This window comes from Hymenobacter latericoloratus, from assembly GCF_014199535.1.
Lineage (GTDB): Bacteria > Bacteroidota > Bacteroidia > Cytophagales > Hymenobacteraceae > Hymenobacter > Hymenobacter latericoloratus.
Genome location: NZ_JACHNV010000005.1, coordinates 122,084 through 142,739, shown reverse-complemented (window position 1 = coordinate 142,739; position 20,656 = coordinate 122,084). Strand labels below are relative to the sequence as shown.

At 60.1% G+C, this 20,656-nt stretch carries 18 protein-coding genes and 1 other RNA gene; 8 read left to right on the top strand and 11 right to left on the bottom strand.

Annotated features, from left to right (window positions below; genetic code table 11):
- The first annotated feature begins 55 nt into the window (after positions 1–55).
- Both GGU46_RS16335 and GGU46_RS16330 read left to right on the top strand, forming a co-directional pair.
- Positions 56–625 (top strand): hypothetical protein, encoded by a 570-nt coding sequence (locus tag GGU46_RS16335; RefSeq protein ID WP_183404633.1) that lies wholly within the window; start codon positions 56–58, stop codon positions 623–625.
- Positions 618–1,340 (top strand): DUF1990 domain-containing protein, encoded by a 723-nt coding sequence (locus tag GGU46_RS16330; RefSeq protein ID WP_183404632.1) that lies wholly within the window; start codon positions 618–620, stop codon positions 1,338–1,340. Before GGU46_RS16335 ends, GGU46_RS16330 begins: the two co-directional genes overlap by 8 nt.
- Before the next feature lie 17 nt (positions 1,341–1,357).
- Here the strand turns inward: GGU46_RS16330 and GGU46_RS16325 are convergent, their stop codons facing one another.
- Positions 1,358–2,296: a multidrug resistance efflux transporter family protein gene (locus GGU46_RS16325; RefSeq protein WP_183404631.1), complete on the bottom strand. Its 939-nt coding sequence runs from the start codon at positions 2,294–2,296 to the stop codon at positions 1,358–1,360.
- Positions 2,297–2,467: 171 nt separating this feature from the next.
- Here GGU46_RS16325 and GGU46_RS16320 point away from each other — a divergent pair, with 171 nt between their 5' ends.
- Entirely contained in the window at positions 2,468–3,508 is a 1,041-nt protein-coding gene (locus GGU46_RS16320) for an NAD(P)-dependent alcohol dehydrogenase (RefSeq protein WP_183404630.1), read from the top strand.
- Positions 3,509–3,646: 138 nt separating this feature from the next.
- Here the strand turns inward: GGU46_RS16320 and GGU46_RS16315 are convergent, their stop codons facing one another.
- The 3 genes from GGU46_RS16315 to GGU46_RS16305 all read right to left on the bottom strand — a co-directional run bounded on the left by GGU46_RS16315 (position 3,647) and on the right by GGU46_RS16305 (position 6,157).
- Entirely contained in the window at positions 3,647–4,174 is a 528-nt protein-coding gene (locus tag GGU46_RS16315) for a hypothetical protein (RefSeq protein ID WP_183404629.1), read from the bottom strand.
- 53 nt (positions 4,175–4,227) lie between these two features.
- Entirely contained in the window at positions 4,228–4,719 is a 492-nt protein-coding gene (locus GGU46_RS16310; protein WP_183404628.1) for a hypothetical protein, read from the bottom strand.
- Between the two features lie 193 nt (positions 4,720–4,912).
- The gene (locus GGU46_RS16305; protein WP_215906373.1) at positions 4,913–6,157 is read right to left on the bottom strand and encodes a pyridoxal phosphate-dependent aminotransferase; all 1,245 of its coding nucleotides are present in this window, start codon (positions 6,155–6,157) and stop codon (positions 4,913–4,915) included.
- Positions 6,158–6,284: 127 nt separating this feature from the next.
- Here GGU46_RS16305 and GGU46_RS16300 point away from each other — a divergent pair, with 127 nt between their 5' ends.
- Positions 6,285–6,815: a DinB family protein gene (locus tag GGU46_RS16300; RefSeq protein ID WP_183404627.1), complete on the top strand. Its 531-nt coding sequence runs from the start codon at positions 6,285–6,287 to the stop codon at positions 6,813–6,815.
- A 131-nt stretch (positions 6,816–6,946) separates the two neighbouring features.
- Positions 6,947–7,810, top strand: coding sequence for an SDR family oxidoreductase (locus GGU46_RS16295; RefSeq protein ID WP_183404626.1), 864 nt, complete (start codon positions 6,947–6,949; stop codon positions 7,808–7,810).
- 76 nt (positions 7,811–7,886) lie between these two features.
- Here the strand turns inward: GGU46_RS16295 and GGU46_RS16290 are convergent, their stop codons facing one another.
- Together GGU46_RS16290 and GGU46_RS16285 are read right to left on the bottom strand one after the other, a co-directional pair.
- Positions 7,887–8,222, bottom strand: coding sequence for a hypothetical protein (locus GGU46_RS16290; protein WP_183404625.1), 336 nt, complete (start codon positions 8,220–8,222; stop codon positions 7,887–7,889).
- 230 nt (positions 8,223–8,452) lie between these two features.
- A complete protein-coding gene (locus GGU46_RS16285; RefSeq protein WP_183404624.1) occupies positions 8,453–8,752 on the bottom strand; it encodes a DUF3817 domain-containing protein in 300 nt (99 codons plus the stop codon).
- A 255-nt stretch (positions 8,753–9,007) separates the two neighbouring features.
- Here GGU46_RS16285 and GGU46_RS16280 point away from each other — a divergent pair, with 255 nt between their 5' ends.
- Entirely contained in the window at positions 9,008–10,501 is a 1,494-nt protein-coding gene (locus GGU46_RS16280; protein ID WP_183404623.1) for a serine hydrolase, read from the top strand.
- 198 nt (positions 10,502–10,699) lie between these two features.
- On the opposite strand, the gene GGU46_RS16275 is transcribed toward GGU46_RS16280, so the two are convergent.
- On the bottom strand, positions 10,700–11,065 hold the full coding sequence (locus GGU46_RS16275; RefSeq protein ID WP_183404622.1) for a hypothetical protein: 366 nt from the start codon (positions 11,063–11,065) through the stop codon (positions 10,700–10,702).
- Positions 11,066–11,212: 147 nt separating this feature from the next.
- On the opposite strand from GGU46_RS16275, the gene msrB reads away from it, so the two are divergent.
- Positions 11,213–11,803: a peptide-methionine (R)-S-oxide reductase MsrB gene (gene msrB / locus GGU46_RS16270; RefSeq protein WP_183404621.1), complete on the top strand. Its 591-nt coding sequence runs from the start codon at positions 11,213–11,215 to the stop codon at positions 11,801–11,803.
- Positions 11,804–12,266: 463 nt separating this feature from the next.
- Here msrB and GGU46_RS16265 read toward each other — a convergent pair whose 3' ends face one another.
- From GGU46_RS16265 to dnaX, 4 genes are all read right to left on the bottom strand, one after another.
- Positions 12,267–12,830, bottom strand: coding sequence for a hypothetical protein (locus GGU46_RS16265; protein WP_183404620.1), 564 nt, complete (start codon positions 12,828–12,830; stop codon positions 12,267–12,269).
- 91 nt (positions 12,831–12,921) lie between these two features.
- On the bottom strand, positions 12,922–14,184 hold the full coding sequence (icd, locus tag GGU46_RS16260; RefSeq protein WP_183404619.1) for an NADP-dependent isocitrate dehydrogenase: 1,263 nt from the start codon (positions 14,182–14,184) through the stop codon (positions 12,922–12,924).
- 207 nt (positions 14,185–14,391) lie between these two features.
- Positions 14,392–17,451: a M16 family metallopeptidase gene (locus tag GGU46_RS16255; protein WP_317171926.1), complete on the bottom strand. Its 3,060-nt coding sequence runs from the start codon at positions 17,449–17,451 to the stop codon at positions 14,392–14,394.
- A gap of 398 nt (positions 17,452–17,849) precedes the next feature.
- Positions 17,850–20,012: a DNA polymerase III subunit gamma/tau gene (gene dnaX, locus GGU46_RS16250; RefSeq protein ID WP_183404618.1), complete on the bottom strand. Its 2,163-nt coding sequence runs from the start codon at positions 20,010–20,012 to the stop codon at positions 17,850–17,852.
- Between the two features lie 254 nt (positions 20,013–20,266).
- On the opposite strand from dnaX, the gene ssrA reads away from it, so the two are divergent.
- Positions 20,267–20,637: a transfer-messenger RNA gene (ssrA, locus tag GGU46_RS16245) on the top strand.
- Positions 20,638–20,656: the final 19 nt, after the last annotated feature.

The window sequence follows — 20,656 nt, the reverse complement described above, 5'->3', positions numbered from 1 at the left end:
GGTTACAACCCCGGCCACCCCCCTACGTTATGCTGAGCAACTACCCTTCCCTACCATGTCCAAAGCTGAACAACCCGCCCACACCGGCAGCGGCCCGTTTTTCGAGCGCCGCTACTGGGTAGATGTGCAGCACCCGCGCCAGTCGGCGGCCGAGCTGCTGCAGCACATCAAATGCCACCTGCCCGAATATGCTCCGGATTCCCTGGCCGACTTTGAGAAACAGCAAGGCCAGGTCCACGACCTGAGCGTAGGCGACGAGTTTCACATCAAAATACTGGGGCCCTGGAACGGAGAAGTACGCGTTACGGAAATAGGCGCTGATTTCTTTGAACTGGCTACCCTCGAAAACCACCCCGAGGCCGGCCGCATCTGTTTCACGCTGCGGCCCCACGCCTCGCTGCCGGATACCTTGCGCTTTGAAATTCACTCCAGGGCCCGCTCCCGCGACGGACTGGTGGCCCTCACCTACGACACTTTGGGCGTGGGCCGCAAAGTGCAGCAGCAAACCTGGGAAACGTTCTGCCAGCGGGTGGCCGAGCGGAGTGGCGGCCTGCAGCTCTGCCCTGTGCAGGTTGAAACTGTGAAGCAGGATACTACCGGAACTGAAGTAACCCACGATGCCTAAGCCGCCCCTGTATCAGCTTCAGAAGGCCCGCCTCGATGCCTATACGAAGGCCGGCTACAACTTCGACCTGACCCGCACCCACGAATACACGACCGAAAACGGCTGGCGCGTGGACGACTACGAAACGGAGCTACCCCTGGAAGCGCCCGGCCCTCCGGACCCGCACGGCTCCTGGGCCGCTGCCCGCGAGGTGCTGCGCAACTACACCTTCCCGCCCCCAGATCTGATTACCGGCATCTTTCTGCCCGATCAGCCCCTGGAACAGCGCGTGATGGTGCTGCGCGGCCGCTTCCTGCTGTTCACGTTCTGGTTCGGGGTGCGCATTGGGGGCGTAACGGACGAGCGGCAAACGCTGCCCACCGGCGAGCAGGAGCAGGTGTGGGGCTACAATTACCGCACCCTGGAAGGCCACTTCGAGCGCGGGCAAATTGATTTCACCATCCACAAGAATCTGACCACCGGCCGGGTGCGGTTTCACGTTCACGCCTTTTCGCAGACGGGCCGCATCAGCAACCCGTTTTACTGGATTGGCTTCCGGCTGTTTGGGCGCATGCTGCAGCGGAAGTTTGCCCGCGAATCGATGCGGCGCATGAAGGAGCAGGTAGCGGAAATGCTGCGTAAGGGCTGGCAGGCCCCGGCCCCGCAGGATGCCCCGCCGGTACAAGCTGTGTCCGCGGAGCCAGATGCCCAAGAGCAGCTCGATAAATCACGCTAAAGCGAACCGTAATCCTGCTACAGCCGACTATACAGTACGATGCCCAGCACCACCAGGGCCATGCCCGCCCAGCTCAGGGCCGAGGGAAGCGGAGCGCCCAGCAGCGTCACTTCAATGGCTACGGTAGTTAGCAGCTCCACCGACTGGGTGGCTTCCACGGCTCCGAGCAGGGTAGCATTGGGGCCGGCCAGGGCCAGGGCGTAGTAAAACAGCCCGGTTGCTACCACGCCGGCCAGCAGCGCCACCACAAAGGTGTAGCCCCACTGCTGGGGCGTAGGCCCTGGCCCCGTAAGGCCGCCCCACACCGAAACCACGGCCCAGAACGGCAGGCTGCCCAGGGTGAGGCCCAGCACCATGTGAGCCGCCGAAACCCGCACCGGAGCCGTTTCCAGATACACCAGCACTTTGCGGTTGGCGAGGGGGTAGAGAAAAGTGGACACGACGATCATGCCGAAGCCCAGCAGTGCCTTGGCTGAAAAGCCCTGAGCCACGTTTTCAACCTGCATCAGGAGCACGCCCGCCACTACCACCCCCGCCATGCGCAAGGCCGGAAAGTTGAGCTTGGCGCGGTGGTCGGGGTAGATGAAGGGAGTAAGCAGCAGGCCCGAGAGCAGCACCAGCTGAAAGGAGCCGGCAATCAGCCAGGCCGGGCTGAGCTCGGCCGCTACGGCTACTAGGGAGTAAAATACCCCAATACCCACGCTGCCCCACAGCACCCATAGCCGCCAGGAGCTGCGCCAAAACCGCCAGAACCCCGTCCACTCGCCGCGCAGGAGCAGCCAGCCCGTCAGGATCAGGGCGGTGTAAGCGTAGCGCAGTACGGCCGTCCAGACCCAGGAGCCGCCAGTGGTAGCCATCAGGCGGTTGAGCAGAAAGGTAGAGGAAAACAGCATGGCTCCCAGCGTAGCCAGCAGAATGGGGCGCAGCGGGTTGGGGGCAGGTGAGGGGGTAGGCATGAGGGGTAGTGGAGGCTTCCGCTGCCGCAAGGCGCAGGGCCAGAATGCAGAAACGAAGCAAGCAGTGTAGCCAGCAAAGTACCGCTTGTCTTGGAGCTTCCTAAACAATTAGCCCCTGAGGCCGTTGTTGCGGTTCTGTTCTGAACCGTTTCTCTACAACCAACCCTTTTCATGTCAGAAGCAAAAGGCTATGCCGCTCCGGCGGTAAACGCGCCCCTCGTGCCCTTCGATTTCCAGCGCCGCGAGGTAGGTGCCCACGATGTTCGCATCGAAATTCTGTTCTGCGGCGTCTGCCACTCCGATCTGCACCAGGTGCGCGACGAGTGGGGCGGCTCCGTGTTCCCGATGGTGCCCGGCCACGAAATTGTGGGCCGCGTGACCGAAGTAGGTGCCCACGTAAAAGGCTTTAAAGTAGGCGACCTGGCCGGCGTCGGCTGCATGGTGAACTCCTGCCAGCACTGCCCTGAGTGCAACGAGGGCCTGGAGCAGTACTGCGACGAAGGGTTCGTGGGTACCTATGGCGCCACCGACCGCGACGGCACCGTGACCTACGGCGGCTACTCCAACCACATCGTGGTAACCGAGAAATTCGTACTGCACGTATCGGAAAAGCTCGATCTGGCCCGCGTGGCCCCGCTGCTGTGCGCGGGCATCACTACCTGGTCGCCGCTGCGCCAGTGGAACGCCAAAGCCGGCGACCGGGTGGCCGTAATGGGCCTGGGCGGCCTGGGCCACATGGCCGTGAAATTTGCCGCTGCTCTGGGCTGCGAGGTAACCGTATTCAGCACCTCGCCTAGCAAGGAAGCCGATGCCAAAGCCCTGGGTGCCCATAAGTTCGTGGTCAGCAAAGACCGGGAGGCCATGAAGTCGGTGTCGAACTACTTCGACCTGATCATCAACACCGTATCGGCTACCATGGACCTGACGCCCTACATCGGCACCCTGCGCCTCGATGGCACCATGGTGCTGCTGGGTGTACCGCCGGAAGCGCCGCAGCTGCACGCCTTCAACCTCATTGCCAAGCGCCGCCGCATTGCCGGCTCCCTGATTGGCGGCATCCAGGAAACCCAGGAAATGCTGGACTTCTGCGCCGAACACAACGTGATGAGCGACGTGGAAATCATCCGGATGGACTACATCAACGAAGCCTATGAGCGCATGCTCAAGTCCGACGTGAAATACCGCTTCGTGCTGGACCTGGCCACGATTTAAGCAGCAACACCGCGCGATTTCTTAGCTACTTGACTTTTTAGGAAGTAGCCAAGAAGGCAAAAGCCCTGGTAAGTTGGAGCCTCGCTTTCGGCGAGGCCGGCTAATCAGGGCTTTTTTGCGTAGCAGGTGGCCTCTTTCTTATTTGCTGAGGATGATGGGGGTAGTAGTAGGTTCCCGGTCCAAAAGCTCGCCGTTGAGGGTGAATCGTACGCGACTGACGTACTGGCCGCCGCATCGGTCATCTCGCTCAACTAGCTCAAGGTCGGGTTGGCGGATGTCGAAGCTGCGCTGGCTGGTTGGTACCACTACCCGAAAGCTACCAGGGTACACAGCCGAGCCGCTTTTCTGGAAATATAGTCCGAAGCTGTTCGTGGGGAAGGCCGAAACCTGGAAATAGCCTGTACTTGCCGTGGACGGAGTACCCGGTGCTAGCTGCCACAAGGTATCGGCCGGGAGGGTAAGGTCGGCATCAAGGTACTGCACCAGGTAGGCCGATCGTAGCTCTGCTCTGCGGAACCCAGGCCCCGCCGCCAGAGTGTCGGCACTGAACTGAAACGTCACGAAGGCACTGTTTTCGGAGAAAACATCCCAGCAGCAGCCGGCCAGCAGCCACGGGCTTGCCCCAACCAGGAGCAACGTACGGGAGTAAACACGGAGTGATGGCATAGAGGCAGGAGTCAACTGATTGTTAAATGGTTGCACCAACTATGCCGAAAAACTTACTCCTTCTCCACCGGGTAGCGGAAGGTGCCTTCCAGTGTGAGGCGCTTGCCGCCCCGGCCCGACTCGCAGACCTGGCAGCGGTAGGAACCGGCCAGCCAGTGCCGGGCGGCATTTATGCCGGTAATGGTCACGGAGCCGGGGTTATCGGGGCAGGATTTGGAGTAGGCCGCCGTGCTGCCGTAGCGGTAGGAAGCGTCGCGGTTGCGGCCGCTCAGAATTTCCTGAAACGTGTAGGTGCCGGCCTGAATCGGGAACCGGTCGATGATGATGGTCAGGCCTTCGCCGTCGGGGTCATCGGCCCGCACGATGTTGAGGCGCAGGGCACGGTCGGTGCCCAGGAAAAAGCGGGAGCTAATGGTGTCGGCCTCCACCGGCTGCCCGTTGATGCGCAAGGTAAGCAGGCGGGCAGAGTCGGGCAGAACAGGGGGTAGGGCTTTGGGCGCGGAACCCAGCAGCGGCAGGAGCAGCAGAGGCAGAAAGCGTTTCATCGGGGCGGGGAAAGGCAATAATCAGCCCAGAAGATACTGAAATCCTTTGTACGGTTGTGCTACCAGCAAACTCGTTGCTGTTCCAAGGCAGAAGGAATCTGGGTCAAGCTGTTTGACTAATTAATCCAGATTCCTTTTGCGTTGGAATGACAACAGCCGGTTTGCTCGGGCGCCGGAACGTAAGGTCGCTTGTTTAGCCCTGGCGGCCGGGGTACTGCTGCAGGGCTACTGCCAGGCAATCCATGGCCTGGTTGATGACGTCCTGGTTTACCACATAGGCCAGGCGCATCTGCTGGCGGCCCAGGCTGGCCGTGGCGTAGAAGCCCGCCGCCGGCGACACCATCAGGGTCTGGCCCTGGTAGCTAAAGTCTTCCAGCAGCCACCGTGCAAATCGCTCGGCATCATCTACGGGCAGATGACAAAGCACATAGAACGCGCCGCGGGGTAGGGGGCAGCGCACGCCGGGCATGGCCCGAAGGCGGCTAACCATCAGGTCGCGGCGGGCCTGGTACTCAGCTTTGGTGTGGTCGAAATAGTTCTCGGGCAAATCGGCGGCGGCTTCGGCCAGCAGCTGCCCCAGGCCGGGCGGGCACACCCGCAGCTGAGCCAGCTTGAAGATAACGTCGCGCAGGGCCTTGTTCTTGGTTACCAAGGCCCCGATACGAGCCCCGCAGGCACTATAGCGCTTCGAGATGGTATCGAGCAGTACCACGTGCTCATCGGCTCCTGCCAGACTCAGGGCGCTGGTGAAGGCGTCATCGTAGCAGAACTCCCGGTAGGCCTCGTCCGAGAGCAGGTACAGGTTGTGGCGCAGGCACAGCTCTTTCAGCTGCTCCAGCTCCTGGCGGCTGTACACGTAGCCGGTGGGATTATTAGGGCTGCAGATGAGGATGGCCTTGGTGCGCGGCGTGATGCGGCGCTCAAACTCCGCAATGGGCGGCAGCGCAAAGTCATTTTCCAGGTGAGAGGCTACGGCCACTACGTGCGTGCCGGTAGCAATGGCAAAGGCGTTGTAGGGCCCGTAAAAGGGCTCGGGCACGATGAACTCGTCGCCGGGGTTCAGGCAGGCCAGCAGGGCAAACGAAATCGACTCGCTACCCCCCGTTGTCACCAGAATGTCGTCGGCGGCTACGGGCAGGCCCAGGCGCTGGTAGTACTCGGCCAGTTTCTGGCGGTAGCTGGGGTAGCCTGCCGTGGGGCCGTATTCCAGCACCCGGATGTCGGCCTGCTGCACCGCCGCCAGCATGGAGGGCGGCGTTTCAATATCGGGCTGACCAATATTGAGCGGGTGAACCGTTAGCCCGCGCTGGCGGGCGGCTTCGGCGTAAGGCGTTAAGCGGCGGTAAGGGGAGGGTGGCAGGGCCAGGCCACGCTGCGAAATCTGGAGCATGGGCTTAAAGATAGGCCGAACGGGCAGAATCAGGCGTTTTTCAGGCAAAGTATTCGCGGGGTTGATGGCCCGATAGAGGGTAGGAAGCCTGCATTGCCCAGCTAATCAAATCAGAAAACGAGCCTACCCCGCGGCCGGCCGCAAACCCCCGCTGCCCGCCCCCGGTTATGCTCCCATGACAACCTCTCCCGCTTCTTCTCTGCCCGAAGTGTGGCTGCGCGGCCCTCTCTCCGGATTCTCGCCCCTGCTGCAGCCTCTGGCCATGGCCCTGCTCCAGGCTCGCGAGGAGCTGCAGGCGGCCCTCCACGATTTCCCCGAGGAGCTGTTGCCGGCTCGCCCGGCCGGGGTGGCTTCCGTAGGGTTCCATCTGCGCCACCTGGCCGGCGTCCTCGACCGGATGCAGAGCTACGCCCGTCAGGAAGCCCTCAGTGAAGCGCAATTTCAGTTTCTGGCCCTGGAAAAAGAGGGACCTGCTACCCCCGATACCGTCGCCAACCTGCTTCAGCAGTTTTCCGCGCAGGTAGAGACTATGCTGACAACCCTGCGCACCACCCCCGAAGCCACGCTGCCCGAGTTTCGGCCGGTGGGGCGGGCCGGGCTGCCCAGCACCGTGATGGGCCTGCTGGTACACGCCACGGAGCACACCACCCGCCACGTAGGCCAGCTGCTGGTGACGGCCCGGATAGCGCGGGCCGGCCGGCAGTAGCTGACGGAGTGGTGGCTTTTCGGTTGGCATCCGAGGTAGAACGTAAGATAAAGTAAGCCAGCAAAACGGGGCTCCACAGTAACCCATAAAGCCGTAGCCCGTTGGTAAAGGCTCTAACCTTCACCAACGCTATGGAAAACAAACCAACCACCCTGCCCCCGCAAGCCCAGGATCAGCAACCGGGCATCGAGCAGGAAATGACGCCCCAGCCGGAGTACATCCGGCCCGGCTATAAGGGCAGCGAAAAGCTGCAGGGCAAAGTGGCCCTCATTACCGGCGGCGACTCCGGCATCGGGCGGGCCGTGGCCGTGCACTTTGCCCGCGAAGGGGCCGATGTGGCCTTTACGTATCTGCCCGAGGAAGAGCAGGACGCCTACGCTACCCGCCAGCTGGTGGAAGCCGAAGGCCGCCGCTGCCTCACATTGTCCGGCGACCTGCGCGACCCGCAGTTCTGCCAGTCCATCGTGGACCAAACGGTGCAGGAGCTAGGCCAGCTGAACATCCTGGTGAACAATGCCGCCGAGCAGTTCGTGAACCAGAACGTAGCCGATATTGCGGATGAGCAGTGGCTGGATACCTTCCAGGTCAATTTCTTCTCCTTCGTGCGCGTGACGCGGGCGGCCCTGGCTCACCTCCAGGAAGGCGACTCCATCATCAACACGTCCTCCATCAACGCCTACCGCGGCAACCAGCAGCTCGTGGATTATACCTCCACGAAGGGAGCCATTACGGCCTACACCCGCTCCATTGCCCAGCAGCTGGCCGAAAAGAAAATCCGGGTGAACTCCGTGGCCCCCGGCCCCATCTGGACGCCCCTGATTCCGGCTACTTTCCCCCCCGATAAGGTGGCCGCCTTCGGCAAGGATACCACCATGAAGCGCCCCGGTCAACCCTCGGAGGTAGCGCCGGCCTACGTGTTTCTGGCTTCCGAAGACGCCTCGTACATCACGGGCCAGGCCATTCACCCCAACGGCGGTGAGGTGCTGAATACCTAAATACCAGAGCCGCTTAAACAGCAACGGCCTCCCAACGCGTGTTGGGAGGCCGTTGCTGTTGGCAGTGTAAGCAACCTTAGGGCTTGCGCTTGGCTTTGCCGGAGCTGGATTTCATTTTGGTGCCTTTCGAGGTATTGGTCTGGGTAGCAGGGGCAGCTCCGTTCAGAATATTGCGCTCCTGCGGCGACTGAACCGTGGAAGAAACCCGATTCGGCTCGGCCAGGCTGGTGTTGCCGGTACCAATCTGGGTTTCAATGGTGGCACCCTGCCCCACGGCTCTGGGCGCGGTGGTGGTAGTGGCCGGAGTGGTGGTGGTTTGTACCTGGGAACCGGAAGTAGTGCCGGTTTGTGCTTGGGCCGCCGTAGCCAGGCCAGTAGCCAGCAGGGCGGTCAGGAGGAGGGAAGTTTTCATAGACGAATGAATCAGGTGGAAAGGACTGCTTCCGGGCCGGTGGCGCAGGAGTACAGCATGTACGCGGATAAAGATGAGATAGTTAGCTGACCCCCAAAAGTTGTGGTGCCCAGCTTATAAAGCGGCCCGGGAATAACCAGCCACAAGCCGCCGCTTCCGCTGGCGGCTTGTGGCTGGTTATTCCCGGGCCGCGGGGGCGCCGGATGTGCTCCAGGCGCAACCAGCCAGCCCTACTCCCGAAACAGCTTCTTATCGGCCCAGAAGGTGCCCAGCGGAACCAACGACGCAGCCAGCGCCAGCAGGGCCTTCCGCCACGACCAGCTGCGCTCCAGGCTCACTTGCAGCACCAGCAGCACGTAGGCCACAAACAGAAGGCCGTGGGCCATGCCCACCATGCGCACGGCCTCGGGCTGCCCCAGCAGGTATTTCAGCGGCATGGCAATGCCCAACAGTACCAGGAAGGAAATGCCTTCCAGAAACCCCACCACCCGCAGGCGGCCCAACGAAGTGCGCAACAAAGAAGAAAGCATACGGCAGCAACTAAATGAAGCCGCAAGGTACGCCAGCCGCGCCGGCCTACCCTCCGGTTCTGGGCGAAAGGTTGGCGACCTACTCTAAGCGCCTATTGAGCGGCACTGGTTTGTCTTGTCAGTTGACGGGTTTGGATTATCAGCCTTACGGGAAATATTTAAGATAGAGGCAACCCTATATTACGGCGCTACATCTGTCCCTGCGTAACCCGGCCGCGCGCACCGCTACTGTCTCTTTCCCTTAATTGCTCTCCCATGAAAACGCCCCGTACATCTGCCTGGGCCCCCCTGGTCTGGCTGGTCCTGTTCCTGAGCCTTGGCACTGCTTCTCAGGCGCAAGCCGCTACCCCTCCCGACAGCCTCGACCTGTTTCTGCAAGCCAAAATGCGCCAACTCCGCATTCCGGGGCTGCAGCTGGCCGTTATCCGGCACGGCAAAATCATCCGGACGGGGCAGTACGGGCTGGCTAACGTGCAGGACTCGGTGCCGGTAACCGGCCAGACGCGGTTTACCATTAACTCCATCACCAAGGCCTTTGTAGGGGTAGCCGTGATGCAGCTGGTGGAAGCCGGCAAGCTCGACCTCGCGGCGCCCGCCTCGCGCTACCTCGAGGGCCTGCCCGCGGCCTGGCAGCCCGTTACGGTCCGGCAGATGCTCACCCACACCTCCGGCCTACCCGACATTATGCCCGACGACGAGATGGTGACCGAGTCAACCGAAAGCGCCGCCTGGGCCAAGGTGCAAACCCAGCCCATGGACTTCGCGCCCGGCGAGAAGTTTGCCTACAACCAGACCAACTATCTGCTGCTGGGCAAAATCATTGATAAGCTCAGTGGGCAGCCGTTTATCCAGTTTATTCAGGAGCGCCAGCTGAACGTAGTCGGGATGCCGCGCACCACCTTCGGCGACGCCCACGACGTGCTGCCCCACGGGGCCCGGGGCTACACCTACTACCACAACAGCAACGGGCAGATGCGCCGGGGCAACCAGCTCCGCAACACCTTCGAGACGTTTCCGCCCATGCTGCGCACGGCGGCCGGCATGAGCTCCACGGCCGAGGAGGTTGCCCGCTGGATTATCGCCCTGCAGCAGGGGCAGCTCCTGAAACTCGCCAGCCTCCCTACCCTCTGGACGCCCGGCAACCTCAACAATGGCACCCAGCGCGGCTTCAGCCGCATGCTAAATGGCTATGCTCTGGGCTGGCCCACCGTAGCGCGCCCCGAGCACCGCGCGGTGGCGCCAGTAGGAGGGGGCCGCTCCGCCCTATTCATCTACCCCGACGACGACCTGGCCATTGTAGTCCTGACCAACCTCATTGGGGCCAACCCCGATGTATTTATGGATGAAATAGCCGGCCACTACCTCCCCGATATGCGCGCCGTAGCTGGGTTCGGCCTGCCGCCCACCATCCGGGCCCTGCATACCGAGCTGCGCAAGCGCGGCTTCGCGCAGGCCTCGGCGCTGGTAAAGCAGGAGAAAAAGAAAAACGCCGCCTACCAGCTGCCCGAAGATGAAGTAAATACCTGGGGCTATATGCTGCTCCGCCAGAACATGGCCCAGGAAGCCCTGGAGGTGTTCAAGCTCAACGTCAGCCTTTACCCCCAGAGCGCCAACACCTACGACAGCCTCGCCGAAACCTACGCCGACCTGGGCAACCAGGACCTCGCCGCCAAAAACTATAAGCGTGCCCTGGCCCTCAATCCCAAAAACACCGCTGCCGCTGCCTACCTCAAAAAGTTACAGAACTAGCCGGAGTGTTGGGTTTGCAGTAGGTCCGGCTATAAATGTAAAGGCCGTCATGTCGAGCTTGCCGAGACATCTCGCGTGCTGAGGTTGGGTTAGTAACGTCATGCTGAGCCTGCCGAAGCATCTCTACCGCTTCGTTGAGTTAGCATCCCAGCATCAGCAGGCGAGATGTCTCGGCAAGCTCGACATGACGGCCTTTTATTAGAAGAGAGCGTCAGCATATTGCTGCTTCCGTTTCCTGATACGCGGCAGGCGCGAATGATGCGTTGTGTCGGGGGTAGGGGAAGAAAGGGTTTGGTGAGAGCCGCTAGGCGCTACCAGCAGACTGGTGCCGCCGTGGCGGTGTAACGTTGAGTGGGTACCATCCGGGTTGACGACAACCGTGGGGTTGCTGTCGGCATTGGGTACTGTGGAATGCGTGCCGTTTGGGTTGATCAGCACCGCTGAGCCACCGGTTTGCTCTAGTGTCGAGAACGTCCCATCGGGGTTAACCACTACGGAGGTTTGGGCGTGCGCGGCAGTCAGGCTGCCCAGCGCCAGGAGGGTAGGAAGTAAGCAGCGTTTCATAGATAAAGCGAGGAATAAAAGGTGCGTATCCGCTCAGAGGCGCAACAATGGTGCTAGTTCCGGGCGGCCGCCGCAACGGTTCAGGTTTAGAGGAACCGATGGGGGTAGCAACTACGTATGTGCAGGTACACTTCATCCCCTTGCATCATGCTACTTCGCATTGTTGGGCTGCTTCTGGTAGCTACCTGCTGTTTCTCCTGCGACGGCCAAGCCCAAACCGCGCCTGCCAAAGCCAAAGCTTCAGCCGCCACCAAAACGGCCGCCAAGGCTGCTACCCCCGCTACCGGCCGTAACCTCTACTATTCCCGCACCGATACTACCCGCCTGCGCCTCTCCGACGCTCAGTGGAAGCAGGTCCTCACCCCTGAGGTGTACCGCGTAGCCCGGGGCAAAGACACCGAGCGGCCCTTCACCGGCAAATACTGGAATGCCGAGGCCAAGGGCACTTACTACTGCGCCGCTTGCGGCAATGCCCTGTTCCGCTCCACAGCCAAGTTTGCCAGCGACTGTGGCTGGCCCAGCTTCTTCGAGCCCCTGCGTACCAAGGCCGTGCGCTACGAAGCCGATAACACCCTCGGCATGGAGCGCACCGAAGTGCTCTGCGGCCGCTGCGACGCCCACCTCGGCCACATCTTCAACGACGGCCCGCCGCCCACCGGCCAGCGCTACTGCATGAATTCCATCGTCCTCGACTTCGTGCCCGGCAAAAGCCCCGCCTTCGGAGCGCTGGGCAACTAGCGCCTACCCCTACAACTAACTTAAACCTCACAGAGCGCCCCACCTAAGGCGCTCTGTTTGTTGTTGAGCTACCCCGGCAGTTGCTACCTTTACTCTATTCGCACGGTCGTCACCCCGCCAACGCGTCGTCTGAAAAGACGAAGCCCCGGCAGGTGGCTCTGCCGGGGCTTCAGGAAGTGGGTGGTTAGCACACCCTCTACCTAAGCAGTTATGGGTAAACGTGCGAAAAAGAAACCGGTTGGCAAAGCCAATTGGTTTCACGTCGTGCTGGAACTGACGAAAGCAGTTCTAACAGGCGCAATTCGAGCCGTGGTCAGCCACTGGCTCGGACATCCGTAGGGTGGCGGCGGTCAGGGCTTCGGCTCTGGCCGCCGTTTGCGCGTCTAGCAGACCGGTTGTCTGTCAAGATTATGCAAGTATACGGAAGTTCATGGAAAGAGCATTCCATATGACCTCACACGTGTTAAATGGAATAATCAGGAGAAGGTGGTAGAGTAGCAACTTTAAATTGTCTATTCCCCATTAAACTACATGTATGTTCGTTTAATACTTGGCAAAATATATGCATCCTTGGAAAGTCAAAGCTATACGTATGATTTGTCTTTTTAATCTCATGAACATATCTCCATTGGACAAAAGAATCGTTATGTTTTAATAATAAAGTTTCAATATTATCAATTTGTGCGTTGCCGTTAGGTAGTATTTCCAAAGGCTTTATTTGATTGGCATCTATAGCTTCTTTGTACTTATTTTCAAATTGTATCCTGAGAAATTCTGGGAGTGTTCTGAATAATTCCCAAAGTTTGTGGATTTCAGCTGCAGGACGGCCTGTCATAGTGTGAACAGCTTTCAAATACAATTCGGAAGCAAGTGAGAAATTTACAGCAGCAGGTACCATCACTTCAAATCCTTTTGTAACTAAAGCGGATTTTATACGCGCTGCTAATCCATAACCAACCTGGTGAAATTCATTAGCATTAGCAGCTAACATATGCGCACTATTCATTTTTTGTTTTTCCTGTTTCATAATGAAATTTATTATTTTGATAAATCAAAACCCCGCGCCAGCTCTACAGCCAACGCGGGGTTTCGTGGATTAGTTGGCTAGTGCCAAGCTACTACATCCGGCTGATAATCTCGTCGCCGAACTCGCTGCACTTCAGCAGGGTAGCACCGTCCATCAGACGCTCGAAGTCGTAGGTTACGCGCTTCGAGGCAATGGCGGCTTCCAGGCCTTTGTAGATCAGGTCGGCAGCTTCCTGCCAGCCCATGTGCTCCAGCATCAGGGCACCCGACAGGATAACCGAACCGGGGTTCACTTTATCGAGGCCAGCGTACTTGGGCGCGGTGCCGTGGGTAGCTTCGAAGATGGCGTGGCCGGTTACGTAGTTGATGTTGGCACCGGGCGCAATGCCGATACCACCCACGATGGCAGCCAGGGCATCGGAGATATAGTCGCCGTTCAGGTTCAGGGTAGCCACTACCGAGTAGTCGGCGGGGCGGAGCAGGATCTGCTGCAGGAAGGCGTCAGCAATGCTGTCTTTCACCAGAATCTTGCCGCTTTCCAGCGCAGCTTTCTGCTGGGCGTCGGCTACTTCCTGGCCTTGCTTGGCCGCTACCTTGTCGTACTGAGCCCAGGTGTACACTTTGTCGCCGAACTCACGCTCAGCCAGCTCGTAACCCCAGGTTTTGAAGGCACCCTCGGTGAACTTCATGATGTTGCCTTTGTGCACGATGGTCACCGAAGGCTTGTTGTTGTCGATGGCGTACTGAATAGCGGCGCGCACCAGCCGCTCGGTACCCTCTTTCGATACGGGCTTAATGCCGAACGACGACGACTCGGGGAAGCGGATTTTCTTCACACCCATCTCGTCCTGCAGGAATTCCAGCATTTTCTGCGCCTGGGGCGTGCCGTTCATGTACTCGATGCCGGCGTAGATGTCCTCGGTGTTTTCGCGGAAAATCACCATGTCGGTCAGGTTCGGCTGCTTCACGGGCGAGGGCACGCCTTCAAACCACCGCACCGGGCGTACGCAGGCGTACAGGTCCAGTTCCTGGCGCAGGGCCACGTTCAGGGAACGAATACCGCCACCTACGGGGGTAGTCAGGGGGCCTTTGATGCCCACGAGGTAGTCGCGGAAGGCATCCAGGGTTTCGTTGGGCAGCCAGTTACCAGTCTGCTTGAACGACTTCTCGCCGGCCATTACTTCTTTCCACACCAGCTTGCGCGAGCCGCCGTAGGCTTTTTCTACTGCCGCGTCGAACACGCGGACGGAAGCCGCCCAGATGTCCGGACCCGTGCCGTCGCCTTCGATGAACGGGATGATGGGTTGATCGGGCACATTCAGCTTGCCGTTCTTGATGGTGATTTTCTCTGCCATTGTTGAAAAGATTGTCAGGTGTTACGTGACAGGTATTGAGGATTGTGGGTTTTGAAAAATGTGGCTCCTGCTACCCCGCCTGTCATCCTGAGCGCAGCGAAGGACCTTATCACGTTGAGAATTACTACCGAACGGTGTCGTTCCGGGGTGATAAGGTCCTTCGCTGCGCTCAGGATGACAGGTGAAATGGTAGAAGCGACATGGGCACTAATAGCCGAAAATCTCTTTCAGCGTGAGTTGCTGGACCTGGCCGTACTTGGCCAGCTCCTTAAAGTTGAGGCGGTCTTTGCTGCCGATAACCAGAATCGTTTGGGGCTGACCTTTCACGCGGGCCTGCTGAAATTTCTGCAAGTCCTGGAAGCTCATGTTGGCGGTCTGCTCGTACACGTCGCGGCGCACGTCGTAGTCGAGGCCGAGGCGCTTGGCGCGCTCGTAGCTGAACAGGATGTCGGACTTGGTGATGCGCTCCGTGGCAATGCTGTTGCGGATGCTTTGTTTGGCAATCTGCAGGTTGGCTTCGGCCACGGGCATGTCGTTGAGCAGGGTGTTCATGCCGGCCATGGCCTCGGGCAGCTTGTCGCTCTGGGTGCCAATGTAGCTGAGGTTGTAGGAGCTGCGCCCTACCTTGTCGGCCGAGGCAAACCGCGAGGAAGCCGAGTACGCCAGGGCCTTGGACTCGCGCAATTCCTGGAATACAATGCTACCCATGCTACCCCCGAAATACTCGTTGTAGAGGCTGGTGGTCGGCAGCAAACCTTTGTCAAACACGGGGCCTTTGCTCAGGAACAGGATTTCTGCCTGCACCATGTTGTAGTCCACCCAGTACACCTTGCGGTCCGTCAGCGGTTGCTCCGCGAAGTCCTTGTTGGCCGGTACAGGCGTCAGCTTAGCGGGCGTGCGGTGATGTTGCGTTAAAATATTCGTGAGAGAGCCTGGGCTTCCCCATTCGTCTTTTTGGTTATTGTATCCAATTTTCTTCTCAGTCTCTTCATTATCCGTTTTCTTTAATCCGCGCATTGGTCGCGGCCCGTAGTACAGCACGCGGTGCTGGTAAGTCGGGAGCTTCTGGATGAGGGCAGTGAGTTGCTCGGGCTTCAGGGCCTTCAGCTCTTTCTCGCTCAGCTGCGTGGTGAAGGGGTTCTTGGCGCCGTACTTGGCGTAGTTCACTAAGGCCTGGTTTAGAATCACGCCTTTGTTGAGCTTGGCATCCTGACGGGCTTTGAGTACGCCGGCCACCATGTTCTTGAGAGCCGCCGCGTCGGGCTTGGGCGCCGCCAGCAGGCTTTCAAACAACTGCAAGGCCTGCTCAAAGTTGGTGTCGAGGCCGGAGAGGCTGACGAAGGTGCGGTCCTGGCCGCTTTGCACCGAGAAAGAGCAGCCGAGCTTGTAGAACTCCTGCTGGAGCTGGGCGGCATTGTACTTGCCGGTGCCCAGGTACTGCAGGTAATCAGTAGCCAGGCCCAGCTTGGGGTCGTGGTTCGTGCCCAGATCAAGCACGTAGTATAGGTTGAAGAGGTTGTTCTCGGCGTTGTGGGTGTAGTACACCGGCAGGCCCGAAGCCAGCTTCGTTTCCTGAATGTCTTTCTTGTAGTCCAGAAACACCGGCTGCAACTCCGGCGAGGTCATGCTGGTCACCTGCTTGTAGAAGTCGGAAGCGGCTTCGCGGTTTACCGGCACGGGCGTAATGGCGGGCTTCACCACTTTCACCTTGTTGGGGTCCTGGCCGGTACGCTTGTACACCAACGCGTAGCCAGGGCCGTAGTACTGCTTGGCCACGCGCATCACTTCTTCCTTGGTGATGGTGCCGAAGTCGTCGAACTGCTTGAGGTAGTCTTTCCAGTCCTCACGGGCCACGAAAGCCGCCACGAAGGCACCAGCGCGAGCTTCGTTGCTCTCGTAGCTCTTGGTGCGTTGCAGCTGCTCGTTGTTGATGATGGCCGGAATCAGCCACTCCGGAAAGTCACCCTGCTTCACCTTACTGAGCTCGCCCAGCAGCAGGTCGCGCACCTGGTTGAGGCTCTGGCCCTGGCGGGGGGTAGCGTACAGGATGTGGGTAGAGTAGTCGTTGTTGAGGTCCGTGAACGAAGCGGCGCTCAGCACGGCCTGCTTCTGGTTCAGGTCCAGGTCGATGAGGCCGGCCTGTCCGTTGCTCAGAATCTTGTCGATCATGCGCAGCACCAGCGCGTCGCGGGTGGCAGTGCCGGGAAAGCGGAAGCCGATCATCACGTTTTCGGCGTCGGGGCCCAGCACTTCCTTCACAATGGGCGCCGTGATGGGCGCTTCCTGGGCGGGGGTGAAGGCCGGCACCGGCTTGGCTTGCAGCTTACCGAAGTACTGGTCAATGATGCGGATGGTCTGGTCGTAGTCCAGGTCACCGCTCAGGCACAGGGCCACGTTATTCGGCACGTAATACTGGCCGAAGTACTTCTTGATTTCCGTGATGGAGGGGTTCTGCAGGTGCTCGATGGTCCCGATGGTGGTCTGGGTGCCGTATTCGTGCTTCTGGAACAGGCTGGCGTTCATGGCCTCAAACTCCTTGCGGAAGTCGGAGTCCAGGCCACGGTTTTTCTCCTCGTACACCGCCTCCAGTTCGGTATGGAACAGGCGCGGCACCATTTCCCCCATGCGCTCAGCCTGAATGGCGGCCCACTTTTCCAGCTGGTTGCTCGGAATATCCTCCTGGTACACTGTCTGCTCCACGGAGGTGTAGGCGTTGGAGCCCTTGGCCCCGATGGCGCCCATCACCTTGTCGTACTCGTTGGCTACGGCGTACTTGGCCGCTACGCTGGAAATCGAGTCGATCTGGTGGTAGGTGCGCTTGCGGGCGGCGGGGTCGTTGCGCTGGGCGCGGTACTGCTCGTAGAGGGCCTCAATCTTATCCAGCTCCACTTTCTCGGCGGCCCAGTTCTGGGTGCCCAGCCGGGAGGTGCCCTTGAACACCATGTGCTCCAGGTAGTGGGCCAGACCAGTAGCGGTGCTGGGGTCGTTTTTGGAGCCGGCGCGCACGGCCAGGTAGGTCTGGATGCGCGGGGCGTCGTCGTAATCCGACAAATACACCGTCAGGCCGTTGTCGAGGGTGTAGATGCGCGCTTTCAGCGGGTCGCCTTCTACGGTCTGGTACTTGTACTCTTTCTGCTGCGGAGCCGGGGTAGCGGCGGCGGGAGTGGAGGAAGAAGTTCCAGCAGTAGCCGTTGGCTTGCTCGTCTGGCACTGGGTAAGGCCGAGCGAAGCCAGGGCCGGAATAATGAGCAGCAGGGGTTTTTTCACGAGGAGACGAACGCGGAAAGCAGAGCAGGAAAGGATAAGGGCCAAAGATAGGCCGCCCCCCTGGGAATAAAAAGCTTGACAAAGGCCCGGCCGCCGCGAAGTGAAAAAAAATGTGTATAGAGAATCGCAGATTCGCGCTGGTTTAGCTGGGCGTGTGGTTCGCCTCACCCCCCGGCCCCCTCTCTCCGGGGGAGAGGGGGAGTGAATACTTTGGCAACGTCAGCTGAGCGACATGCTTCGCCTCCGGCTCTGCATGACAGTTACCACCACAACGTCAGCCACGCCAGATGTCTCGACAAGCTCGATATGCCGGCTACGCGTTTTCCAGACTGCCTAAACAGGCCCAGCCTGAGCCAACGGAATCAGCGTAATCACCCCAGTCAGCGCAAATCAACGATTTAGAAGTCCGCGTCCAGGCCCAGCTTCTGCTTCATGGCCGTGAGCATGGGATACTTCTCCATCAGGTACTCCAGCTTGTCGTTGGAGGTGTAGAGCTTGCGGCCGGTTTCTACACGCTCCACTACCTCGGCCTGCACGTTGAGGCGGGGGTAGCCCGTGCGGCGGCGCAGCTCCCCCAGGAACTCGGCCCGAAACTCGTTGAACTGGTCTTCCTGCACGGGGTTGTCCACCCGCAGCACAATCAGGTGCTGCTCATTGGCCTGCACGGGACGGTTAAGCAGGCTATAGTGCATCATGCTGATGGCTTTGCGCTCCTCGGTCAGCTCCTTCCACACCCGCTGGAGTACCTCATCGTTGATGGTAGGCAGGCCCGTAGTGGGGCCGCTGGACTCGGCTTCCACGCTGGCTTTGCCGGCCGCGGCCTGCTGCTCCAGCTGGGCCTTCATGGCCGATAGGCTCCCCAGGCCCGGCAGCTTGGTGCCCAGGCCTAACGGCTTGCCGGTGGGCATTCCGGGGCGGGGCGGGGGTAGGGGAGCAGCCGTTACCGGCGTCTGGCCCGGCTCGTGGCCGGCCACGCTGGGCGTCCCGATTTCCACGTGCGGCACCGTGTCGCGGATGCGGCTGGTGGGCGGCACCAGGGTAGCGGCCTCATCCTCAATGCTGAGCGTGTCGTGCAGCTCCTCCACGCCGCTTTCCACCGGCACTACGGGTTCCGGGTCAGCCGGGGCCGACTTCGGCTGGGGCAGGGGGGTAGGCGCGGGTACGGGTGCTGCTGGCTGTAGCACCGCGGCAGCTGCCCCATTCCCGGCGACTTTTGCGTAAGCAGCCGGGGCTTCGGCCGTACCATCAGCTACCAACTGGCCGTTTGCGGGCGCAGAGGGGGTAGGAGCTACGCTACTTTTTTTTTTCGCCTCGCCGTTGCTGGCTGAGGCGGCGCCGCTGCTCAGGTCGCGGGCAAACTGCACGGCGCTGTTGAGGTAGGCCAGCTTCATGAGCATGAGCTCCACGTGCAGGCGCTGGTTTTTGGCTTGCTTGAACTCCCGGTCGCACTGGCTTACTAGGTTCAGGGCCGAGAGCAGGAAGGGCAGGGGGGCGGCCTGGGCCTGCTGCACGTAGCGCGCCCGAATGTTGTCGGATACTTCCAGCAGCTGCACCGTCACGGGGTCCTTGCACACCAGCAGGCCGCGCAGATGCTCGGCGGCGCCCACCACGAAGTTGTGCAGGTCGAAGCCGTTCTGGACTACCTCTTCCAGCAGCAGCAGGGTCTGGGAGAGGTTTTCGCTCAGCAGGGCATCTACCAGCCGGAAATAGTACTCGTAGTCCAGAATGTGCAGGTTCTGCACCACGTCCTTATAGCGCAGATCGTGGCCCGAGAAGGTCACCATCTGGTCGAACATGCTCAGGGCGTCGCGCAGGCCCCCGTCGGCCTTCTGGGCCAGCAGGTGCAGGGCGTCATCCTCGGCCTTGATGTGCTCCTGGGTGGCTACGTAGCGCAAATGGCCCCGAATATCATCCACCCGAATCCGGTTGAAGTCGAAGATCTGGCAGCGCGAGAGGATGGTGGGGATAATCTTGTGGCGCTCGGTGGTAGCCAGAATGAAAATGGCGTAGCTTGGCGGCTCTTCCAGGGTTTTCAGGAAGGCGTTGAAAGCCGCATTCGAGAGCATGTGCACCTCGTCGATGATGTACACCTTGAAGCGGCCCTGCTGCGGGGCGTAGCGCACCTGCTCTACCAGGCTGCGGATGTCCTCCACCGAGTTGTTGGAAGCCGCGTCCAGCTCGTGCACGTTGAACGAGGCGTTTTCCTGGAAAGCCCGGCACGAAGAGCACTTACCGCAGGCTTCCAGCTCGAAGGGCGTGTTGTCGGGGTCCGGGGCCGTTTGCAGGGCGTCGGGCACGATGTCGGGCTGGGTTTTCAGCAGCTCCGAAACCGGCCGGCCTTTGCGCACGTGCTCCTCCACGAACTCGCAGTTGATGGTTTTGGCCAGAATGCGGGCACAGGTGGTTTTGCCTACCCCCCGCGGACCGCAGAACAGGAACGCCTGCGCCAGATGCTGGGAGGCAATGGCGTTCTGCAGCGTGGTGGTAACGTGCTGCTGCCCAACTACGCTGCGAAACGTGGCGGGACGGTACTTGCGGGCTGAAACAACAAAATTCTCCATACGACTAGCCACAAAGATACCCCGAAAAGCCCGGGTTTGGAAGGATGCAATGGGTAGGCTGCGGCAGGAAATAGAACCGTCATTCCGACCGCTGGGAGGAATCCGGGTTGGCTTCCTGGGTTCGACTCAGATTCCTCCCGGCGGTCGGAATGACGGTTGAAGCAGGGAACAATTTCATTCCGAAGTAACGTTTTCCGGCTGATGTGCGTACATTCGCACCCCGCTACTTGTGGCGGCATCGTTCTTTTAAAATTGGGGCTGACCGGAATTGACAGCTTGTGCAGGTCGCGAGTAAGCGTGTCGGGAGTTGAATGAATCTCCCGTTAAAAAGTCATTCAAACAACAACCGGCGAGTATAGCTACGCCATGGCTGCCTAATCTAGGTATTAGGTAAGTGCCATCGTCCCGCATCCGTCTTCCTTCTCACGGGTGAGTTCGGGGCGTCGTAAGTAGTAGGATAGTCTTGGGGGCGCTGCGACTCCAGGGCGAAACCACAGCAGATAAGGACAAACCAAGGGCCTGATGTGCGCCTGGAATGTCTCGAAAATTCAAGCATAGATACACACGTAGAAAGCTCGACGGCTTCCTTGTCTGGACCAGGGTTCGAATCCCTGCAGCTCCACTGAAACCCGCTTTATGCTAGC

Excerpts from the sequence above, each read along its gene's own strand:
- GGU46_RS16335 (WP_183404633.1), top strand. The coding sequence starts at position 56 with ATGTCCAAAGCTGAACAACCCGCCCACACCGGCAGCGGCCCGTTTTTC.
- GGU46_RS16330 (WP_183404632.1), top strand. The coding sequence starts at position 618 with ATGCCTAAGCCGCCCCTGTATCAGCTTCAGAAGGCCCGCCTCGATGCC.
- GGU46_RS16325 (WP_183404631.1), bottom strand. The coding sequence starts at position 2,296 with ATGCCTACCCCCTCACCTGCCCCCAACCCGCTGCGCCCCATTCTGCTG.
- GGU46_RS16320 (WP_183404630.1), top strand. The coding sequence starts at position 2,468 with ATGTCAGAAGCAAAAGGCTATGCCGCTCCGGCGGTAAACGCGCCCCTC.
- GGU46_RS16315 (WP_183404629.1), bottom strand. The coding sequence starts at position 4,174 with ATGCCATCACTCCGTGTTTACTCCCGTACGTTGCTCCTGGTTGGGGCA.
- GGU46_RS16310 (WP_183404628.1), bottom strand. The coding sequence starts at position 4,719 with ATGAAACGCTTTCTGCCTCTGCTGCTCCTGCCGCTGCTGGGTTCCGCG.
- GGU46_RS16300 (WP_183404627.1), top strand. The coding sequence starts at position 6,285 with ATGACAACCTCTCCCGCTTCTTCTCTGCCCGAAGTGTGGCTGCGCGGC.
- GGU46_RS16295 (WP_183404626.1), top strand. The coding sequence starts at position 6,947 with ATGGAAAACAAACCAACCACCCTGCCCCCGCAAGCCCAGGATCAGCAA.
- GGU46_RS16290 (WP_183404625.1), bottom strand. The coding sequence starts at position 8,222 with ATGAAAACTTCCCTCCTCCTGACCGCCCTGCTGGCTACTGGCCTGGCT.
- GGU46_RS16285 (WP_183404624.1), bottom strand. The coding sequence starts at position 8,752 with ATGCTTTCTTCTTTGTTGCGCACTTCGTTGGGCCGCCTGCGGGTGGTG.
- GGU46_RS16280 (WP_183404623.1), top strand. The coding sequence starts at position 9,008 with ATGAAAACGCCCCGTACATCTGCCTGGGCCCCCCTGGTCTGGCTGGTC.
- GGU46_RS16275 (WP_183404622.1), bottom strand. The coding sequence starts at position 11,065 with ATGAAACGCTGCTTACTTCCTACCCTCCTGGCGCTGGGCAGCCTGACT.
- msrB (WP_183404621.1), top strand. The coding sequence starts at position 11,213 with ATGCTACTTCGCATTGTTGGGCTGCTTCTGGTAGCTACCTGCTGTTTC.
- GGU46_RS16265 (WP_183404620.1), bottom strand. The coding sequence starts at position 12,830 with ATGAAACAGGAAAAACAAAAAATGAATAGTGCGCATATGTTAGCTGCT.
- icd (WP_183404619.1), bottom strand. The coding sequence starts at position 14,184 with ATGGCAGAGAAAATCACCATCAAGAACGGCAAGCTGAATGTGCCCGAT.
- dnaX (WP_183404618.1), bottom strand. The coding sequence starts at position 20,012 with ATGGAGAATTTTGTTGTTTCAGCCCGCAAGTACCGTCCCGCCACGTTT.